The following is a 20089-nucleotide window of genomic DNA, read 5'->3' on the forward strand; positions in this document are numbered from 1 at the left end:
TCCTTGATCTTAATGTGAACTCATCACGCTGGAAAATCATAAGGAACTCGAAATCTTTAGTCGAGAACCCGAAAATTTAGCTTCATCCCAGCTACGGGATTAATATTATGCTCTAATGAGAATTCCATCTCAATCGATTTTAATCTCACCTCTAATTATATTTTTACGTAAGAAACGAGCAGGCGATAAAGCATATTGCAAATTCCTGGGTAGACAACCAATTTCTTTATTGATTACAGAAGCAAGCCATTCCGCACATAAAGGAATGGTTGTCAGGCCTCGAGAACCAAATCCGGCACAAGCATAAAGTCCCGGATAATAAGAACCAGCTTGGGCTATCCAGCGTTTTGCATTAGTTTCCAACTGAGCAAATTGTTGTAGAAAGTGCTTGGCTTTAGCAATTTGCCCCACTAAAGGAAGATAATCGGGAGTTGATGCTCTAACACCTGCCCAATGATTACTTACTGTTTCAGCCCACAAAACTTCAGGCGCTAATTGTTTAAGCTTAGCCAAATTACTTTGATCATCCTGAGGTTTTATTTGAGAATCTGCCGATTTTAACTCATAGGTAGCACCTAACTGATGGATACCTTTTATTGCAGGAAGCACATGACCATCTCCGCAAACAGGCAATTTTAAACCAGCGCTTTGTACCGTTGATGAAATCCCCGTCATCTGCCCCCTTATCGGTTTAACAGGCAAATACTCGGTTTCATGGAAAGAGTTAATTTTATGACCATTCGCTAAAATGAGCACTTCCGTCTCCAAATCATTCACGATCCATCTTTTATCGAAATACAATTGACTGACTGTGGTATCAGTTACTAATGAAATACCTTCTGCATTTACTAAATACTGACATAATTCTGGAGAATTAATCCATCCTGATAAAGGAATATGCAATCCGGGTTTGTCTAAAGAAAATCCTGCTAATTCTGATGCATGCTGAGCATCCACGAGAGATCCCAACTCTGGATAATGAGCAAGCCAAGAGTGTAAGCTGGATTGTGCTGCCTTTTCTTTGTCAGAGTATGAAAGTAACAATGAACCATTCAACTCTCCAATTTTTGTTTGATTTAAAATAGATTGATACGTTCGTGCAGCATATAAAAACGCGGTTAACATGAATTGTGTTAATGGAGATCTGTAAGCAGATAGTTTTGGAAATAAAACCGCTTGCTGATTTGCCGATCCTCCACTGCCAACCTGTCCCAATTCATCAATAATTGTTACCTTCCAACCTCTCTTATTCAAAGCATGGGCTGTAAAACAGCCCGCTAAACCAGCCCCTACAATAATCGCTGATTTATTGAAATATTTTTCAGGTTTTCCCACGTGCCAAGGTGTATGTCGTTTCGCAGTTTTTTGTGTCGGTAGCTTCGTGAAACGTGCACAAATCATATGCCGTTTTGGTCCAAAACCTTTCCTTTTTTCCACAACAAATCCATACTTGCTTAAACCTGATTTAACCGAGCCAGCAGCAGTATAGGTTGCTAAAGAGGTATTTTCTTTAGATAACATTGCAATTACGTTCATCAACGCCTCAGACCACATACTTTCATTTTTAGCAGGGGCAAAGCCATCTAGGAACCATGCATCAATAAAAGCCGTTCTAAGCTCCTTCTCAAGGAAAGATTCGCCACAAATTAATAGTTGTTCATAGCATTCAAGAGCATCACCTAGCATTAATGTTAATGTTACTCTACCATTACAAAATGACAAATGATGGTAGCCAGGAGTCAAGACGGGATAACTTGCGATAAGCTGCTGGGCATGCTTTTCTAATTGTGGCGAGGAAGCAAGACTTTTTGCTAAATCAGCAAGAGATAAAGGATGTTTTTCACACGAAATAAAATGCAACTTGCTGGACTTGGGTGCATATTGCTCCCATAAACTCCAACTTACTAGAAAATTTAAACCAATTCCAAAGCCCATTTCTGCAATCGTAAATCTTTGAGGTTCATCATCAGAAAATGATTGCCAACGGTTGATTAAATCATTTCCATCAACAAACACATGAAGTGCTTGATTTATTGCACCTTCAGAAGAATGGTAAATGTCATCATATTGTGTCGAAAAAGGCAGAGTGTTATGCCAACTCAACTCTGCCTTATTAATAGGTACAAAAAAATTACTCACATACAACTACCCGATTCGTAGCCATCCCTTTGGCTTCTTGTAATTCAGTTGGCTTTTTTTCCTGAATTAACTCCTTTAACTTAGGCACTAGGATAAAAAGTACAATTGAAGAACCAATTGCAAATAAACCTAACATCAAAAATACATGGCTGTAACCGCTATTAGTTACTAAAGGTGAAACACTATCTTGCCCATCAATCATTAAATTTGAACTATAGCTGGATAAAGTTGCACCAACTCCTGAGTTAAGCATCCACATTCCCATCATCACGCCCTGCAATGAGGTAGGAGCCAAATATCCTATCATAGCATAACCAATTGGAGATATTAAAAGCTCGCCAATACTCTGCAAAATATAACTCAAGATAATCCAGCTGGGATTCACTAACCCCTCATAGTTGGCATAAGCAATACCAATAGGCAATATTGCAAAAGCAATTCCAATAAACAACAATGCTAATGCAAACTGGGTTGGAATATTAATTTGCACCCCATTTTTGCGCATTTTATGCAGGAATACCCCTAATAAGGGACCACCAATAACAATAGCGACTGTATTAATATTTTGGAACCATTGTGGTGGAATAACCCCGCTTGCATATTCTCGCTGAACATTATGATCAATGAACACTGTAAGACCCATGGGAGCTATTTGATATAGCATCCAAAAAACAGTTCCCACAATCATAAAGACTGCAAATGCTACTAATTTATCTTTGGCTTCTTTAGTTGATTGCTCCTTTGCCAGATACAAAATCACCCCAAGCATTACTACACCGGTTACCAATACTAATTTTTTAGCCCAGTCCGCATATTGGAGCATTTGTCCCAAAATGAAAGGAAGCACTATAATTAGAATGCTACCTATCAGCACAGCTCTTTTTTGTGAATGTTTGTCTTTTTTAGAGAAAATTGTTTCTTTATCTGATAATTGCTGCCAACAATATAAACAAATAAGTAAGGCAATCAAATTTCCCAAACTACTAAGTAAAAAAAGTCGCTCATAATTCTGGGTCAACTGAAATAGACCGCTCAAACTAAAACCCACAAAAAAACCGACATTCATACCCGCATAATTCATGAGAAATGCTGTTTCGCGTCGCGTATCTTTTGGAGAGAAACATTGTGTTAACATGCAGTTTACGCATGTTACGTTTAATCCCGATCCGGTTAAAAATGCTGCCAAACCATAATATAGAAAAGAAACATCACCGAATGACAATAAGACGCAACCTATAATTTGCGCCACCATCCCAGCACAAAACAAGGCACGATTAGAGAGCAGACGACCTCCCCAAAAACCACCAAGCAAATGCAAGCCATAATTAAATGCAATAAAAACACCCATAATACTATTGGCAGTACTAATTTGGAGTCCTAACTTACCCTTCATATACAACACAAGTGTTGAGTACAACACACTAAAACTTAAAGTAGAAACAATCTGAATAAAAAAAAGAGGAACAATTCCTTGGGGCATTGACTTTATAAATTCCTTTTTATTTGTCATTATCGACATATGACCTTCCTTGTTAATAAGATCGTATTTGAATATGACATGAGGAAAAAACACTGTCTAGCCATTTCAAAAATATATTTTAAATTTATTATTTTTCAATATGTTATAATGATGCAGCGCAATAAAATCGGTTTTTTTAGACCTACATAAACTTCTTAAAAAACTGGGTTCCGCTTGTGCTTCCCCCAGTCAAAAAAACAGTTAGACCACCTTATTAACTTATTTTTTTAATTGACTAAGAACTTCCTCTGCAGCCATTTGTGTTTTGGTAATTTCATTTTTTCCATGAGCACTGGAAACAAATCCAGCTTCATACATTGAAGGAGCAAAATAAACCCCTTTATCCAACATTCCATGATAAAATTGCTTAAATAAAGCCTCGTCAGAAGCAGCAACATCAGCATAATCTGCAATGCGTTTCTTTTCTGTAAAACAAAAACCAAACATCCCACCTAATGAAGCCGTAAAAAATGGAATACCTAACATTTCAGCAACAGAGGCTAAAGCTTGGGTTAGATTTTGTGTTGTTTCACTTAATCTGGTGAAAAATTCTGGTTTTTCAATTTCAGATAAAGTGGCAAGACCTGCTGCCATTGCTAATGGGTTACCAGAAAGCGTTCCTGCTTGATACACTGGGCCTTCAGGCGCTAAAAAGGACATAATTTCAGCCTTACCACCTAAAGCGCCTACGGGCATCCCTCCTCCAATAACTTTACCCAAAGTAGTAATATCGGGAGTGATTCCAAATACTCCTTGAGCACCAGTTAAGCCCACTCTAAAACCTGTCATTACTTCATCAAATATCAATAAAGTATTATGTTGATCGCATAATTGTCGTAATCCCTGCAAAAACTCTGGTTCAGGTAAAACAAACCCCATGTTCCCAGCTACCGGTTCCAATATTACTGCAGCAATATCATCTGGAAATTTTTCAAATAATTGTGCCGTTTGTTCCAAGTCATTGAAGTTTGCCGTTAAAGTATGCTCTGTAACGCTTTTGGGGATTCCTGGTGTAGAGGGGATACCTAAGGTAAGTAGACCAGAACCTGCTTTGACTAGCAAACTATCACTGTGTCCATGATAGCAACCATTAAATTTAATAAATTTATTTTTTTTTGTTACACCTCGAGCCAACCTAATAGCGGTCATCGTTGCTTCAGTACCTGAATTAACCATCCGTACTTTTTCAATCGAGGGAATTAAAGCGATGATTTTATCAGCCAATTGCACTTCAAGTTCTGTAGGCGCCCCGAAACTCATGCCGCTATGTAGCACTTTATTTACAGCTTCGATTACAGCAGGATGACAATGTCCAAGGATTAAAGGTCCCCAGGAGCCTACATAATCAATGTATTCATTATTATCAACATCAACAAGATAAGCTCCTTTACCTTGTTTAAAAAAAATAGGATCACCACCTACACCTTTAAATGCCCTCACTGGTGAATTAACACCTCCAGGAATAAGTGCTTGAGCTTGATGAAATAAATCTGCTGAACGAGTCATAAAAAGTCTCCATAATTTTGCCGCATAATATTACAGACATTATTAAAAATTGGCAAAAAAAGCAGTTTATCTTTACATCGACGTCTACAATAGCTAAATTACGCCTTTTTAAATGAGTATTATCATGCAAGAATATAAAAAATTTATTTGTGTCATCTGTGGGTTTATTTATGATGAAGCTGAGGGATGGCCTGAGGATGGAATTGAACCAGGCACACGCTGGGAAGATGTACCCGAAAACTGGTTCTGCCCAGATTGCGGCGCTGGCAAAGAAGACTTTGATATGGTGGAAATAGAATAAGTTTCTATATGAACAAGATGAAGCCCGGGTTCAAGAAGTTTATCAAGTAAAGAACTCCCGGGTTTCATTGCTCTCAAACTACACATCTGGAACTACGGTTTCACCACCACTAGGATCACGATTCCTATCAGCAACAAAGTTGGAAATTCATTATAAAGACGGAAAAAACGTGATTTTTTCTTATTTTGATGCCGCGCAAAAGCCTTTAGATAGTGGCCGCATAAGAGGTGGTAAATCCACAAAACAATCACCAAACTTAATTTAGCATGCATCCATCCCGCACTCATGTAATAAGATGGATTATAGCTAAGAAGCCATAGCCCCAATAAAGTGGTTAGTATCGCAGCAGGCCAAGTAATTCCATAGTAAAGCCTTCTCTCCATTATTTTAAAACGAGTGAGACTCGTCTCATCTTGCGTATCAGCATGATAAACAAATAGCCTGGGTAAATAAAATAATCCTGCAAACCAGGCTACCATAGCAATGATATGAAACGCTTTAATCAACAACATAATTAATTTCCTGAGCGATGCTTTCGTTTTTTTCGTGAGTGTTTCACCAAATTCAAGGCCTCCACTCCCAAAGAAAAACCCATGGCAAAGTAAATATATCCTCGAGGGATATGAAAAGAAAATCCATCGGCAACCAGGACCATACCAATCAGAATTAAATAACTTAGGGCAAGCATTTTGATTGTAGGATGTTCTTTAATAAATGCACTTACAACTTCACTAGCAAAAATCATAATAAGGATAGCGCAACTAATTGCAACAGCCATTACCCAAAAGTGTGAAGTTAATCCGACTGCAGTCAACACACTATCTAAAGAAAATATAATATCCATTAATGCAATCTGAAAAATAACTGCACGAAATGTTGTTTTAAAAGGTGTTGTCTTTTCATCAGTTATCTCAAGATCTTCAGTCACATCTTGATGAATTTCATCTGTTGCTTTCCAAATTAAAAAAGCCCCACCTCCAATAAGAAAGAAATCTCGAGCAGATAAGGAAAGGTTAGCCACTGTAAGTAATGGTTTGGTTAATTTGATGAGATCCACTGCCAACGCCAGTAAAATCAACCGCATAACCCAAGAAAGCGTCAGTCCCCAGCGCCTTGCTTTTTTTCTCTGTTTGGGAGGTAGTTTTTCTGACAATATAGACAAAATTACGAGATTGTCGATTCCCAGAACTATTTCTAAAATAATTAAGACAATTAAGCCTACAGTAATATCAATAAAATCCATCAGATCCTCAGATGTCAGAAATTGAAAAACTATATGATATACTCTTAGCCTGATATTTACCTACACCTTTCTGTAAATATACAGCATAAATTTTACTGAAAGATCAAGGTTTGTAAGGACAAATGATTCACTTTATTCATTTGCTTCGATATAATATAAGTGTTTTATTAATCTTGTGAGATACAGAGATCATCAAATTTATTAAAAAGCTATTAAAGAGAAACAGGGCTCATGTGGCGCCTGTTGCCTCAGCTTATATCATCCCAAGGAATAAACATTCCATATCTAAGGCGGACATTAGTAGCAATGCGCTCAAAGTGCTAAACCGCTTAATTGGTGCTGGTTTTCAAGCGTACATTGTTGGAGGCAGCGTCCGAGATCTATTACTGCATAAGGCTCCCAAAGACTTTGATGTTGCAACCGATGCAACGCCCAACCAAGTAAAAAATCTGTTTCGAAATGGACGAATTATTGGGCGTCGATTCAAACTTGTACACATACTGTTCCATCGTGAAATTATTGAAGTAGCTACGTTTCGAAGTCATGTTGCAGAAGATGAGAGTCAACAAACAAATGAACGTGGTATGTTAGTTCGTGACAATGCTTACGGCTCCCTCGATGAAGACGCTTGGCGACGTGATTTCACAATTAACTCGCTTTACTACAATATCAGTGACTCTTCAATTGTTGATTTTACTGGTGGTGTAAAGGATGTTGAAGAAAAGCTTATTCGTATGATTGGGGATCCGACCAAACGATATCAGGAAGACCCTGTACGTATGTTGCGTGCAATTCGTTTTAGTGCCAAATTAAATTTCAAACTGGCGCGAGAGACAGAGGCACCGTTTCCTGAGATTAGTCATCTCATTACCCATGTTTCCAATTCACGCTTATTTGATGAAATGACGAAACTGTATCAATGTGGTAATGCAGTTGCAGTACAAAGGCTTCTCATGCAATATGGTTTGTTCCAACATTTATGTCCTCAAACTAATGCTCTATTGAACAGTACTCATCCAGTAAATGCATTATTAGCAATTGCTCTTGAGAACACAGATACTCGCATTCAAGAAGATAAGCCTGTAACACCAGCATTTTTATTCGCGATTCTTTTATGGTTTCCGATGATTGAGCGCGCAAAGGAACTCCAAAAAACTGGAATAGATCCACTGCCTTCTATAGAAAAAGCAATGTCACTTGTCATTGCGGAACAAAATAAGATTATTTCAATTCCTAAACGTTACACACAAATCATTCGGGAAATATGGTTATTACAGTATCGCTTTTCAAAAAGACTAGGAGGAAGAGCCTTTAATCTTTTACAACATCCACGTTTTCGAGCAGCCTATGATTTTATGGCTTTACGTGCCCTTGCAGGCGATGAGTCCATGGAGCTGGCGCAATGGTGGACAGCCTTTCAGGATGCAGATGAAGCAGAACAAGGTAAAATGGTGGCACAACTCACACCGGATATGCCTAAGCGTAAGCGTCGCCGCAAGCCAAAAAGTAATAAAGTTAGTGATCCACAATGAGGGTGTGTTACTTAGGTCTGGGCTCAAATCAGCAGGTACCTGAACGTCAACTTCGCAAGGCAATTAAATCGATAAGAGCGTTACCCTCTACTGTGGTTATCAAAATCTCCTCTTTTTATTGGAATAAAGCCTGGGGATTGCAAGCTCAACAAGACTTTTGTAATGCTGTGATTAAGCTCTCTACCCTTTTATCCCCTTTACAATTACTTAATGCATGTCAAAAAATTGAAAAAAAACAAGGGCGAGTTCGAAAAAGACACTGGGGGCCAAGAATTATTGATATTGATATTCTTTTTTACGAGAATCAATCTATTCACACTAAGAAACTGATAATTCCCCATCCTCAGATTCAATTTAGAGATTTTGTCTTAATTCCTCTAATGGAAATCAATCCTGATTACAAATTAAAAAATCTTAATTAGGAAATTATCTCTGATACACTCTGACCTTATCTAAAAAATACACAAAACAATACCAGCCATCAACCTCGAACCAAATTATTTCAAATTTTGTGATGTAAAATAGGTACTTATATCAAGGAATCTACTATTATTTACAATAATAAATTTAATTGTGAGGCTTCTATGTATAAGAATATTTTATTTGCTACGGATTTGATCAAGGAACATAATCATCTCACAGAAAAAGCAATCGCTATTGCAAAACAATTTAGCTCTACACTATATCTGTTACATGTTATTGAACTACCTGCTAGTTTTCAATTGGCACAAGGACTTGGTTTTACAGAATTAGCCAACCCAGCCAAAGATGATGCACAGACTGTATTATCTCTACTAGGGGAGAATTTTAACATTCCGCACGAACATCAATTTGTAGAGGTTGGCTCAGTAAAAGAGCATATTTTTAATAAAGTAAAAGAACTAGATTGTCAGCTTATTATTATTGGTAGTCATTCATCTGTTGGTTTGCATTCATTTTTGGGTAGCACAGCACATGCTACAGTTAATCACGCTCCATGTGATGTATTAACTCTGCGACTTTAAAAATTAATTTTTTAACATCGCTGTTATTAAAGGATTAATATGCAAATCACATTTCTTGGTGCCACTGGGACTGTAACAGGTTCCAAATATCTTTTATCGTTTAATAAAAAAAATATTTTGATAGATTGTGGTCTTTTTCAAGGTCCTAAAGGTTTACGTTTAAGAAATTGGAATCCACTTCCTTTCAATCCCGAACTATTGGATGCCATTATTCTCACTCATGCTCATATTGACCATTCGGGCTATTTACCACTATTGGTTAAAAATGGATTTAATAAACCAATTTATTGCACTTATGGGACTAAAGATTTATGTGAGATATTATTGCCTGACAGCGCGCACTTACAAGAAGAAGATGCTCGTCATGCTAATGCACATCATTACTCCAAACATCGCCCCGCTCTCCCTCTATATACGAGCGCTGATGCAGAAAATGCATTACAACTCATTCAACCCTTGGCTTATGATAAGGTAGTCAACTTACAAGACAATATCAGTTTTCAATTAATTCCAGCAGGACACATCATAGGCTCGTCCTATGTAAGATTACAGCATCAAGATAAATCTCTTCTTTTTACTGGTGATTTAGGAAGAATGCATGATCCTGTAATGAAAAAGCCGACCAAAATTGAACAAATTGATTATCTTGTAATTGAGTCAACCTACGGAGACCGACTGCATGAAAAGGAACCTCCCAAGTTGACTTTAAAAAATATTATTAATAAAACCATTCTTCGAGGTGGATCCGTAATTATTCCCGCGTTTGCGGTGGGACGCTCACAAATATTATTGCACTATCTTTCTGAATTAAGAAAAGAAAATGCAATTCCAGATGTACCTATCTATCTAGATAGTCCCATGGCCATCAATGCAACACAAATTTTATATAAACATATAGAAGATCTTCGTTTAACTCCAACACAATGTCAGGAGCTTTGTGATGTAGCCACATACGTGAATGATGTAGAAGAGTCGATCGAGCTCGACTTAGACAAAACGCCCAAAATAATTCTTTCTGCAAGTGGTATGGCCTCTGGTGGACGGATTGTATTTCATATCAGAGCCTACGCTGCAGATCCACGTAATACTTTACTATTCACTGGATTCCAGGCTGAGGAGACACTGGGAGCAGAGATTCTTGCAGGTAAAAAGTTCATTGAAGCTCATGGCAAAATTATCCCCATACATGCTCAAGTTGAATCCATGCGCAGTACTTCAGCACATGCAGATTATGGTGAGATACTTGGTTGGCTTAATCAGTTTCAACAACCGCCCAACAAAACATTTATAACCCATGGGGAGCCTGAGGCTGCTTTATCCCTAAAATCTAAAATCGAAAAACAACTCGGTTGGCAATGTAATATTCCTGAATATGGACAACAAGAACAATTATGAGTAAAAAACACACAACCTTAACGCTTAAATATTTGGGTATCAATACTCATAAGGAACCTGTTATTTACATGCGTGAAGATTGTTATATTTGTAAATCAGAAGGATTCGCTGCTCAGGCACGTGTTCAAGTCCTACTCAATGAGCGCTCTATTGTTGCCACATTAAATACAGTGGAGACCAATTTATTAAGACACAATGAGGCAGGGCTTTCAAATTATGCTTGGGAGCTGCTCGCTGCAAAAGAAGGAGATAAAATCGCAGTAACTCATCCGCAACAATTGGACTCCCTCAGTTATATCCGCTCAAAAATTTATGGAAATGAGCTCACAGAAGAACAAACAACACATATCATCAAAGACATTGTATCAGGACAACTCTCAGACATTAATATTGCAATGTATCTTGCTGCCAGTGGTGGAGATAGGCTTTCTAACAAAGAAATTATTGATCTAACCCGAGCGATGATTCATTCAGGTCAGCAGTTATCATGGGAGCTACCTTTCATTGTTGATAAACATTCTGTGGGGGGCTTGCCTGGAAATCGTACGACCCCTATTGTTGTTGCAATTGTTGCAGCCTTCGGCTTAGTTATTCCTAAAACATCATCTCGTGCCATCACATCACCCGCAGGAACAGCAGACACGATGGAAGTATTTACTAAAGTTGATCTGAATATTAATGAAATGAAAAAAGTTGTTGAGCAAGAAAATGGCTGCCTTGTTTGGGGTGGCTCTATGGCTTTAAGTCCAGCCGATGATTTACTTATCCGAATTGAGAGAACTGCAAATATCGATAGTGAAGGACAAATGGTTGCTTCAATTTTATCAAAAAAAATTGCTGCAGGTTCAAATCATCTTGTCATTGATATGCCCATAGGAACTACTGCTAAAGTTCGTTCAATTGAGCGAGCCAATTCCTTAAAAAAATTATTAAAACTGGTTGCAACAGAGTTTGATATCAGTACAAAAGTAATATTAAGTGATGGCTCACAGCCTGTAGGCCGTGGAATAGGACCTGTTCTTGAGGCGCTTGATGTATTAGCCGTTTTAAATTGCGATAAACATGCCCCACAAGATTTACGTGAGCATGCGTTAGTATTAGCGTCTCATATCATCGAATTTTCACCTCAAGTTTTACCAGGTCAAGGATTGAGCATCGCGACTCACATTCTTAACAGTGGCAAAGCATTGGCCAAATTTGAAGCAATTTGCAGAGCTCAGGGCGGCCTTCGTGAGATTAAAAAAGCGCCTATTGTTTATACTGTAGAATCAAAACTATCAGGTATCATTATTAACATTGATAATCGACACATTTCTCAATTGGCTAAATTGGCTGGGGCACCACGCTCAAAAGCAGCGGGTGTTGAGTTATTAACTCCACTCCATTCAGTAGTCAAAAAATCTCAACCTCTTTTTAGAATCTATGCAGAAACTCGAGGTGAGCTCAATTATGCCCTTGATTTCCTGAAGCAGGGTCATGAAGTATTTCAAATTGAGGCCAGTATATGAAAAATCATTCTATTATTTTTGCACTATTTGGACATGATAAACTCACAGCTACGATTCAAAAAAAATGTCATTATGAGCTAGGTAAAATCTGCTTCCATCATTTTCCTGATAACGAAACTGTCGTGAAAATTGAATCCGATGTAGCGAAGCGAATCGTTATATTTGTTGCCAATTTAGCGCACCCCAACTCGAAAGTTCTTCCTCTTTTATTTGCAGCACAAACAGCACGATCTTTAGGAGCGGCTCAAGTCGTGTTGGTAACTCCATATCTTCCTTATATGCGACAAGATAAAGTATTTGAACCTGGCCAAGGCATTACATCTGCATATTTTGCACAATTGGTTTCTTCTTATTTTGATAGCTTAATAACAATCGATCCACATCTTCATCGCTGGTCAAAATTAAGCGAGATTTATAAGATACCAGCAAAAGTCCTTCATGCGGTAAATGACATTGCCTCTTGGATTTGTCAGCATGTATCTAATCCCATTCTTATTGGACCTGATTCAGAAAGTGCACAATGGGTTAGAACAATTGCACAAAAATCTTCGTCACCATTTACGATTTTGGAAAAAAATCGGAAAAGCGATACACAAGTTGAGATTTCTATACCTGGGATAATACCCTATCTGAACGCAACACCAATTCTTATTGATGATATTATCTCAACAGGAATGACTATGATGGAAACATTGAAACATTTAAAGTCATTAAATATGAAACCAGCTGTTTGTATTGGTGTCCATGCCATTTTTGCCGGTAATGCATATCAAGAACTTCTGCTCTCTCATGTAGCAAAGGTCATTACCTGCAATACAATTCCTCACACTTCAAATAATATCGACACCAGCCAGAATATTATTAATTTTTTACTTAAGTGGGATGCTATAAATGAATAAAGTTATTACACCTGCACACCATATTAATATTATTAAAGCGTCTGGAGAAAAAGTACCATTTGATCCCTACCGGATCTATCACTCATTAAAACGTGTTGGTGCAGACGAGTCTCTCATTAATAAGATTATTAATGAAGTATCTAAATTTATAGTTGAAGGAATGACAACACAAGAAATTTATCGTATTGCTTTTAATCTCTTACGTAATGAATCAAGAAACATAGCCGGAAAATATCATTTAAAACGTGCAATTATGCAACTTGGATTTTCTGGATATCCATTTGAAAAATTGGTAGCTGAAATCATGCGCCATCAAGGATTTAATGTACTCACTAATCAAATTATTAAGGGATACTGCGTCAATCACGAAGTGGACGTAGTTGGAGAACGCCAGAATGAACATGTTTTTGTAGAATGCAAATATCATAATCGCTTAGGTCTTGCTTGTGATGTAAAAATTCCCTTGTACATCAAGGCACGATTTATTGATATTGAACAGGCCTACAATAAAAAAAATGGTGAATTAATCAAGGGTTGGCTTGTGACTAATACCCGCTTTACCAATGATGCAATACAATACGGTCAGTGCTCAGGTTTACATTTAATCGGCTGGGATTATCCACAAAAAGGAAGTTTAAAAGAGTTAATTGAATTTTCTGGCTTATATCCTATAACCTGCATTACTAACCTTACAAAAGCTGAAATTGAAATCTTACTTACAGAAAACATTCTCTTATGCAAAACAATTAATGAAAATCCTAAGCTTCTTAATAAATTAAATATTGGCGCTGCCAGAATAAAAGAGATCGTTGGACAATGCCACGCCCTCTGTAAAAATTAATGACTTCGCTGGTATATTCTAACATTGGAAAACATATCGAGACTGTGGAGTCTATAATTCGAAACCTGGTTTACAGCAGATGTCTTCATCCCGGTAAATAAAAAAATAAACTACTTATTTTTTTTGCTTTTAGCTTTCTTTTTAATGTGACTCATTAATCTTCTTTTTTTATTTACTTGTCGTTGTGATAATTTAGTCTTCTTATCTGCAAAAGGATTTGTCCCTCCTTTAAACTCCAATTTTAACGGAGTTCCGACTAGTCCTAAATGCTTAATAAATTCATTATTAAGATAACGCTTATAGCTATCAGGTAGATCAGCCAACTGATTTCCATGAATGACTATTACGGGAGGATTATGTCCCCCAAGATGCGCATACCTTAATTTTATCCTGCGTCCACTCACACAAGGAGGTGTGTGTTTCGTACTAATATCTTGAAGTAACCGAGTTAATCTCGGTGTCGAAAAAGATTGGATAGCAGAAGCATACGCTTCGTTTATATCTTTAAATAAACCACCAACACCACTGCCATGTAAGGCCGAAATAAATCTTATTTTTGCAAAATTGGCAAAGTGCAATCTTCTAGATAATTCGCTTTTTACATTTTCTTTATGCTCTTCATCTAACCCATCCCACTTGTTCACAGCAATAACTAATGCTTTACCTGATTCAATAATGAAACCGAGCAAATTCATGTCTTGATCAGTAATCCCTTCTCTAGCATCCAGGACTTGCAAACACACATTGGATTTTTCAATCGCTTGAAGTGTCTTAATCACAGAGAATTTTTCTATTTTTTCATCAATCCGAGATTTTCTGCGCACACCTGCAGTGTCAATAAGGACATAGTTTTGTTCATCCCTAACAAAAGGAATAGAAATACTATCTCTGGTTGTCCCCGGCATATCATAAACAACGACCCGCTCTTCTCCCAAAATTCGATTTATCAAAGTTGATTTACCAACATTCGGACGGCCAGCAAAAGCGATTTTAATTGCCTTATCTTCTTCATTTTCATCAATATGTACCGCAAATGGTGAGAGAACTTCTTCGAGTAAGGTTCCTATACCACTACCATGTGATGAGGAAATTGAATGCACATCAGCTATGCCTAAAGAATGAAAGTCGGCACAAACAACATCATCATCCAAGCCTTCAGTTTTATTTACAACAAGATGAACTCTTTTATTTAATTTACGTAAATTACTGGCAATTTTTTCATCAATTCCAGTCAAACCAGCTCTTCCATCAACTAAGAAAAGAACTATATCAGCCTCATTGAGCGCAATTTCTGACTGTTTGGACATTAAATTGTCGACAGCAATATCGTCAACACCGATACCACCGGTGTCAACAACGATATAGTGTTTATCATCATGAATGGCTTGACCATACTGTCTGTCACGAGTTAAGCCAGGAAAATCAGCAACTAGGGCATCTTGTGTCTTAGTCAGCCTATTAAATAATGTAGACTTACCAACATTAGGACGTCCAACAAGTGCTATCACAGGGATCATTTATTAACTCACAGATAATTGATTTAACATTCCATTGTCTGTTAATACATATAATTTTCTTCCGACTACGCTTGGAGAAATACTAACACCACTTGAAACTTTTGAACGAGCTATAATTTCACCAGTTTGGGCATCAATAAAGTGTAAGTAACCTGTTTTATCACCAACCACTAAATCATTTTTAATTAATGCAGGTTCAGTTAGTACTCTTGCCTTCAATCCAGTCTGTTTCCAATTGACTTGGCCACTGCGTTTATCAATAGACCAAACGACATCATGGCTGTCAGTTACGAATAAGGTGTTACCACTTAGAATCATATTCTTGTAAACAGAACCAGGCTTTCTCCAAATAAACTGTCCATCTGATAAAGATAATGCGCCAATATAACCTTGATAACTGGCAAGATAAACCACATTATTTTCCACAATTGGATCCGCATCGATATCAACTAATCGCTCTACATCGCTTGGTCCTGACGCATAAGCAATACTTCGTTGCCACATAACACGTCCTGTTTTGACATCTAATGCATCCAGCTTCCCATCAGAAAAACCAATCAGTACCAAATTTCCCATAGCAACAGGCGAGGAACTTGCCTTGAGGATTAAACTAGGAGAGCCATGCTCAGCCATCCATATCTGTTTTCCATCAGCTGCACTAAATGCATACACTCTACCGTCGATCGTCTTAACGATTACTTTCCCACCTAAAATAGTTGGTGGTGAGAGAATTTCACCTGTAACCTTTTTTTGCCATAACTTACTACCATTATTCTCATTTAATACTACTAATGAGGAATTATTGGTACCCACAGCAACAAATCCACTGGCTACAGCAGGTCCACTAACCAAACCATGCTTCAATGCAGTAGACCACTTCATTTTACCATTGTGCTTGTTAATGGCTTGAACTAGTCCACTGGCATCCGCTGTATAAATAGTCCCGCTTTTAATTACAGGCTTAAGTCTTAAATATTCTTTATTTTTAGATGACTTACCCGCAGCGACTGACCAGTTTTGGTCGACTTTAACTTTGTCATTAATTTGCTTGAGCTCTTTAGGTTTAGGAGTGTTGTCTTTACCTAACATGTAATCATCAAGTTTTGAACACCCTTGAATTATGGTACAAAGAATTAAAATAAATAATTTCATTTTCATGAAAATCGAACCTCAATTTACAAAACAGATCAATAAAAGCACTGACTACGTTTTAGCTCGATAGAGAGAATCTTGAAACATGTGTTTTATGACCCTATCAGGCTAATAACAAATAGTTATGCAGATTCTACTTTTTTATCTCCAGAAATCATCGAATGCGACTTACTTGCTATCGCATTGGTTTTCATTTCTAAAAATAAATTCCCCATTCCATTATTTTTTACTTCATCTAAAGCTTGTTTATAAGAGCTCATAGCCTCTTTATATTGTCCAGTAGCTCCATAGATATCACCCTTTAATTCATTAATAACTGGTAAATAAGTATTATCCTCAACGTTGCTCAATTCTTTAAGCGCATTGGTGTAAGATTTTTCTGCTGCGAAGATACGTGCAATACGAATTTTAGCAATTTGCTTTAAAGTTGGCATTTTACTATTCGAGGCAACAGCCTGTAGTTCTTCAGTCGCTTTATCCAGTTTACTTTTTGATACATAAATTTTTGCAAGGGTCATATGTGCAGCATCGGCATAAACTGTACGTCCGTGCTCATGAATTAATTCATTAGCATAGGCTCTTACTGCTTTAATATTTTGATTAGAGAGAGCAACCATCATTTGTTCATATGCAACTGATGCCTGTTGAGTAAGTTTTTCCTGATGCCAATTCCAATAGCGATATCCGGCAATACTAAAGAGCACAAGCGATAATACTACAGTGACAAGATTACCGTATTGTTTCCACCATTTTTTTATCGATTCTAATTGTTCCTCTTCAGTCATATACACTGACATAACATTCTCCTGCACTCACTCTAAATAATCTTTCAAAACCTGATTGATCGTATTTTGATCAACTGTAATTTGATCAGCCCCATTTCGCAAATCTTTAATACTAATTTGCTTAGTAGCCAGCTCATCTTCACCTAAAACTAAAGCCAATCGAGCCCCGCTTTTATCTGCTTTTTTAAATTGACTTTTAAAACTACCACCGGCCGTATTTACTGATACTTCAATTTCTGGATAATGAGTACGTATCAATTCAGAAATCACGAGAGCTTGTACCACAGCCTCATCATTAGTAGCAATAATATACAACGCATTCTTTTTATTCGTCTGCTTTAGAACACTCAGAGTTTCCATGAGAAGATATATTCTCTCAATGCCTAATGCAAAACCTACTGCAGGTGTTGGATTGCCTCCTAATTGTTCAACTAGTATATCGTATCGGCCTCCAGCACAAACTGTTGCTTGGCTTCCTAGTTTATCAGTTACCCACTCAAAAACAGTATGCCCATAATAGTCAAGCCCTCTAACCAAAACGGGGTTAACTACATAAGGTACCTTTAATGCGTCTAAACCATCACAAAAAGACTGAAAATGTGCTCGACTTTTTTCATCAAGAACATCAATTAGTTTAGGTGCATTAGCCAATAACACCTGCATTTCAGGGTTTTTACTATCTAAAATACGCAACGGATTGCGAGTTAACCTGCGTTTACTGTCTTCATCTAACTGATGTTCATGATCGGTCAAATACTCAACAAGAATTTTTTTATAACGCTGACGCTCTGATAATTCACCTAAGGTATTTACTTGCAACTGTACAAAATCCGCAAAACCTAATTGTTCCCAAAATTTACGGCACATGGAAATTAATTCCAATTCAACCATAGCACCAGGCATACCAAATGCCTCCACACCTAATTGATTGAACTGTCTATATCGTCCTTTCTGTGGCCGTTCATGACGAAACATGGGCCCCATATACCATAGTTTTTGTTGTTGATTGTGTAAGAGCCCATTTTGCAGGCAAGCTCGTACACAACCAGCCGTCCCTTCAGGCCTCAAAGTAATACTATCGCCATTTAAATCATTAAACGTATACATTTCTTTTTCGACTATATCAGTGACTTCACCTATAGTCCGTTTAAATAACTGAGTGCTCTCAATCAGTGGGAAACGTATTTCTTGATAACCGTAACTGGACAGTACACTCACAAAAACTTGTTCGATGGATCGCCATAATGCCGTCGTTTCAGGCAAAATGTCATTCATTCCTCGTATTGCTTGAATTCTCTCAGCCACCAATCTTCTCCAGAGGAGACATTTCCGGTTTAGGATTTAATAAAGATTGCATTTTTGATATATCTGTCAGTTTTAACTCTTGAGTTTCTGTTGCAGGTGTTTGATTTAGTGATAAATCCACAGGGGTACTTTTTGCAGGAAATACCTGCTGGGTATCTCTATTTTTTTGCCACCAAATTCCTACTGCAACAATCACCCCTAAAGCAAATAAAATTGTGAACCAACGAATAATATGTTCTGCTTTATGAGATTCACGTTTACTTTGTTGCCATAGCAGAGCACGGTCTGATTTTTTCTCAACCACAAACTGCTCATTGAATATCGCAAGATATGGTTCAGGTGAAGTTCCTAATAATTTAGCATATGCTCGCAAATACCCTTTAACAAAAACAGGTTCTGGTAACAAATGAAATTCATTACTTTCAATTAACTCGATAATACGTGCCCTTAAATGTAATTTATTGGCAACATACTCAACTGTATACCCTTTTTGTTCACGTATACTAGCAAGTTGTTCCCCTGGATTTTTATGCTCAACTATATTTTCATCCAGCGTGGTTATTGTATTCATTATTTACTCCACTATTGTCGATATTGGAATTCAAATTATTTATGCTTTGCCCATATTCTGCCGCAAGAGTGTATTGTCCGACTTTCTCAGAAACCTCTTTGGCCAGAGATAATAATACTCTGTCATTTAAAATTAAATCAGGGTGCTTTTGTAATAACGCAAAAGCATCTGAATCTTTTCCGCTTTTGATTTCAAGTTTCAGCAATTCATAAAAAGACGCCTTACGCGAAGGATCTTGATTTAGTGCTGTTGTAAAATAAAGCCTAGCTTTGTCTTCATTTGGAACTGAGAGCGCACAAAGGCCGGCATTTTCATAAGCTCCAGCAGTATGCACATACTTTAAATCATTCACAGCTTTTAAAAAGTAACTTTCCGCTTTTTTATAATCGCCTTGTCGACATAAAAAAGCGCCATAGTTATTTAGCTGAGCGCCTCCACTTCCTGCCAATGTAATGGCTTTCAAATAATATTTTTCTGCCTGTTCTAGCTCTTTAGTTTGCTCAAAATAATAGGCCATTGCTGAGTTAACATCAGGTGATGTAGGTTCTTGCTCTAGTGCAGTAAGAATCTTTTTTTTCGCTCTAGGCCTATCTCCTTGCTTTAAATAACCTAGGCCTAACTGTACATTATACGATGCAGCTTTACTCAGATCAGGCTTCTTCAAATTTTGTTTTTCATCTTCTTCATCATGCACACATGCCTGTAAAAACAGACAAGTCATAATAAATAAAAGACAAAACTTTTTTAACACAATATTTCACACTAAGGTTAGAAATGATTGCGCATTATAACCGCTTATAAATAAATTAAAAATGATTTGTCACAAATAATGATTTTATTGAGCGCCAACTAATACCTAAGAACTGAAGCAT

The 20089-nt window shown here is 37.3% G+C and carries 19 protein-coding genes; 8 read left to right on the forward strand and 11 right to left on the reverse strand.

Annotation, left to right across the window (positions count from 1 at the left end):
* Positions 1 to 129: 129 nt before the first annotated feature.
* The 3 genes from mnmC to hemL all read right to left on the reverse strand — a co-directional run bounded on the left by mnmC (position 130) and on the right by hemL (position 5164).
* Complete coding sequence (gene mnmC / locus ACWTEW_RS33820; RefSeq protein ID WP_454782369.1) at positions 130 to 2139, reverse strand: bifunctional tRNA (5-methylaminomethyl-2-thiouridine)(34)-methyltransferase MnmC2/FAD-dependent 5-carboxymethylaminomethyl-2-thiouridine(34) oxidoreductase MnmC1; 2010 nt, start codon at positions 2137 to 2139, stop codon at positions 130 to 132.
* Positions 2132 to 3658, reverse strand: a complete 1527-nt coding sequence (locus ACWTEW_RS33825) for a peptide MFS transporter (protein ID WP_454782370.1) — start codon at positions 3656 to 3658, stop codon at positions 2132 to 2134. The genes mnmC and ACWTEW_RS33825 overlap by 8 nt, the downstream gene beginning before the upstream one ends.
* 219 nt (positions 3659 to 3877) lie before the next feature.
* Entirely contained in the window at positions 3878 to 5164 is a 1287-nt protein-coding gene (gene hemL / locus ACWTEW_RS33830; RefSeq protein WP_454782371.1) for a glutamate-1-semialdehyde 2,1-aminomutase, read from the reverse strand.
* 124 nt (positions 5165 to 5288) lie between these two features.
* Between hemL and ACWTEW_RS33835 the strand changes: the two genes are divergently transcribed.
* Positions 5289 to 5465 (forward strand): rubredoxin, encoded by a 177-nt coding sequence (locus ACWTEW_RS33835; RefSeq protein ID WP_454782372.1) that lies wholly within the window; start codon positions 5289 to 5291, stop codon positions 5463 to 5465.
* A gap of 92 nt (positions 5466 to 5557) precedes the next feature.
* Here the strand turns inward: ACWTEW_RS33835 and hemJ are convergent, their stop codons facing one another.
* Both hemJ and ACWTEW_RS33845 read right to left on the reverse strand, forming a co-directional pair.
* Entirely contained in the window at positions 5558 to 5977 is a 420-nt protein-coding gene (gene hemJ / locus ACWTEW_RS33840; protein ID WP_454782373.1) for a protoporphyrinogen oxidase HemJ, read from the reverse strand.
* A gap of 2 nt (positions 5978 to 5979) precedes the next feature.
* A complete protein-coding gene (locus ACWTEW_RS33845) occupies positions 5980 to 6708 on the reverse strand; it encodes a TerC family protein (protein WP_454782374.1) in 729 nt (242 codons plus the stop codon).
* A 233-nt stretch (positions 6709 to 6941) separates the two neighbouring features.
* Between ACWTEW_RS33845 and pcnB the strand changes: the two genes are divergently transcribed.
* The 7 genes from pcnB (at position 6942) to ACWTEW_RS33880 (ending at position 13887) form a co-directional block, all read left to right on the forward strand.
* Positions 6942 to 8240: a polynucleotide adenylyltransferase PcnB gene (gene pcnB / locus ACWTEW_RS33850; protein ID WP_454782375.1), complete on the forward strand. Its 1299-nt coding sequence runs from the start codon at positions 6942 to 6944 to the stop codon at positions 8238 to 8240.
* Positions 8237 to 8662, forward strand: a complete 426-nt coding sequence (gene folK / locus ACWTEW_RS33855; protein ID WP_454782376.1) for a 2-amino-4-hydroxy-6-hydroxymethyldihydropteridine diphosphokinase — start codon at positions 8237 to 8239, stop codon at positions 8660 to 8662. The genes pcnB and folK overlap by 4 nt, the downstream gene beginning before the upstream one ends.
* 162 nt (positions 8663 to 8824) lie before the next feature.
* Positions 8825 to 9244 carry a universal stress protein gene (locus ACWTEW_RS33860; protein ID WP_454782377.1) on the forward strand — a complete coding sequence of 140 codons (420 nt, stop codon included), beginning with the start codon at positions 8825 to 8827 and terminating at the stop codon, positions 9242 to 9244.
* A gap of 39 nt (positions 9245 to 9283) precedes the next feature.
* Complete coding sequence (locus ACWTEW_RS33865; RefSeq protein WP_454782378.1) at positions 9284 to 10639, forward strand: MBL fold metallo-hydrolase RNA specificity domain-containing protein; 1356 nt, start codon at positions 9284 to 9286, stop codon at positions 10637 to 10639.
* Positions 10636 to 12147 carry a thymidine phosphorylase family protein gene (locus ACWTEW_RS33870; RefSeq protein WP_454782379.1) on the forward strand — a complete coding sequence of 504 codons (1512 nt, stop codon included), beginning with the start codon at positions 10636 to 10638 and terminating at the stop codon, positions 12145 to 12147. The genes ACWTEW_RS33865 and ACWTEW_RS33870 overlap by 4 nt, the downstream gene beginning before the upstream one ends.
* Positions 12144 to 13046 carry a ribose-phosphate diphosphokinase gene (locus ACWTEW_RS33875; protein ID WP_454782380.1) on the forward strand — a complete coding sequence of 301 codons (903 nt, stop codon included), beginning with the start codon at positions 12144 to 12146 and terminating at the stop codon, positions 13044 to 13046. The genes ACWTEW_RS33870 and ACWTEW_RS33875 overlap by 4 nt, the downstream gene beginning before the upstream one ends.
* A complete protein-coding gene (locus tag ACWTEW_RS33880; protein WP_454782381.1) occupies positions 13039 to 13887 on the forward strand; it encodes an ATP cone domain-containing protein in 849 nt (282 codons plus the stop codon). The genes ACWTEW_RS33875 and ACWTEW_RS33880 overlap by 8 nt, the downstream gene beginning before the upstream one ends.
* A gap of 110 nt (positions 13888 to 13997) precedes the next feature.
* Here ACWTEW_RS33880 and der read toward each other — a convergent pair whose 3' ends face one another.
* The 6 genes from der to pilW form a co-directional block, all read right to left on the reverse strand.
* On the reverse strand, positions 13998 to 15404 hold the full coding sequence (gene der, locus ACWTEW_RS33885; protein ID WP_454782382.1) for a ribosome biogenesis GTPase Der: 1407 nt from the start codon (positions 15402 to 15404) through the stop codon (positions 13998 to 14000).
* Positions 15405 to 15407: 3 nt separating this feature from the next.
* Positions 15408 to 16562 (reverse strand): outer membrane protein assembly factor BamB, encoded by a 1155-nt coding sequence (gene bamB / locus ACWTEW_RS33890; protein ID WP_454782383.1) that lies wholly within the window; start codon positions 16560 to 16562, stop codon positions 15408 to 15410.
* Between the two features lie 116 nt (positions 16563 to 16678).
* A complete protein-coding gene (locus ACWTEW_RS33895) occupies positions 16679 to 17353 on the reverse strand; it encodes a YfgM family protein (protein WP_454782384.1) in 675 nt (224 codons plus the stop codon).
* 15 nt (positions 17354 to 17368) lie between these two features.
* A complete protein-coding gene (hisS, locus tag ACWTEW_RS33900; RefSeq protein ID WP_454782385.1) occupies positions 17369 to 18649 on the reverse strand; it encodes a histidine--tRNA ligase in 1281 nt (426 codons plus the stop codon).
* Positions 18639 to 19217 carry a helix-turn-helix domain-containing protein gene (locus tag ACWTEW_RS33905; protein WP_454782386.1) on the reverse strand — a complete coding sequence of 193 codons (579 nt, stop codon included), beginning with the start codon at positions 19215 to 19217 and terminating at the stop codon, positions 18639 to 18641. The genes hisS and ACWTEW_RS33905 overlap by 11 nt, the downstream gene beginning before the upstream one ends.
* The gene (gene pilW, locus ACWTEW_RS33910) at positions 19192 to 19968 is read right to left on the reverse strand and encodes a type IV pilus biogenesis/stability protein PilW (protein WP_454782387.1); all 777 of its coding nucleotides are present in this window, start codon (positions 19966 to 19968) and stop codon (positions 19192 to 19194) included. Before pilW ends, ACWTEW_RS33905 begins: the two co-directional genes overlap by 26 nt.
* Positions 19969 to 20089 lie beyond the last annotated feature (121 nt).

Source organism: Legionella stuttgartensis (assembly GCF_977063405.2).

Excerpts from the sequence above, each read along its gene's own strand:
- ACWTEW_RS33825 (WP_454782370.1), bottom strand. The coding sequence starts at position 3,658 with ATGTCGATAATGACAAATAAAAAGGAATTTATAAAGTCAATGCCCCAA.
- hemL (WP_454782371.1), bottom strand. The coding sequence starts at position 5,164 with ATGACTCGTTCAGCAGATTTATTTCATCAAGCTCAAGCACTTATTCCT.
- ACWTEW_RS33835 (WP_454782372.1), top strand. The coding sequence starts at position 5,289 with ATGCAAGAATATAAAAAATTTATTTGTGTCATCTGTGGGTTTATTTAT.
- hemJ (WP_454782373.1), bottom strand. The coding sequence starts at position 5,977 with ATGTTGTTGATTAAAGCGTTTCATATCATTGCTATGGTAGCCTGGTTT.
- ACWTEW_RS33845 (WP_454782374.1), bottom strand. The coding sequence starts at position 6,708 with ATGGATTTTATTGATATTACTGTAGGCTTAATTGTCTTAATTATTTTA.
- folK (WP_454782376.1), top strand. The coding sequence starts at position 8,237 with ATGAGGGTGTGTTACTTAGGTCTGGGCTCAAATCAGCAGGTACCTGAA.
- ACWTEW_RS33860 (WP_454782377.1), top strand. The coding sequence starts at position 8,825 with ATGTATAAGAATATTTTATTTGCTACGGATTTGATCAAGGAACATAAT.
- ACWTEW_RS33865 (WP_454782378.1), top strand. The coding sequence starts at position 9,284 with ATGCAAATCACATTTCTTGGTGCCACTGGGACTGTAACAGGTTCCAAA.
- ACWTEW_RS33870 (WP_454782379.1), top strand. The coding sequence starts at position 10,636 with ATGAGTAAAAAACACACAACCTTAACGCTTAAATATTTGGGTATCAAT.
- ACWTEW_RS33875 (WP_454782380.1), top strand. The coding sequence starts at position 12,144 with ATGAAAAATCATTCTATTATTTTTGCACTATTTGGACATGATAAACTC.
- ACWTEW_RS33880 (WP_454782381.1), top strand. The coding sequence starts at position 13,039 with ATGAATAAAGTTATTACACCTGCACACCATATTAATATTATTAAAGCG.
- der (WP_454782382.1), bottom strand. The coding sequence starts at position 15,404 with ATGATCCCTGTGATAGCACTTGTTGGACGTCCTAATGTTGGTAAGTCT.
- bamB (WP_454782383.1), bottom strand. The coding sequence starts at position 16,562 with ATGAAAATGAAATTATTTATTTTAATTCTTTGTACCATAATTCAAGGG.
- ACWTEW_RS33895 (WP_454782384.1), bottom strand. The coding sequence starts at position 17,353 with ATGTCAGTGTATATGACTGAAGAGGAACAATTAGAATCGATAAAAAAA.
- ACWTEW_RS33905 (WP_454782386.1), bottom strand. The coding sequence starts at position 19,217 with ATGAATACAATAACCACGCTGGATGAAAATATAGTTGAGCATAAAAAT.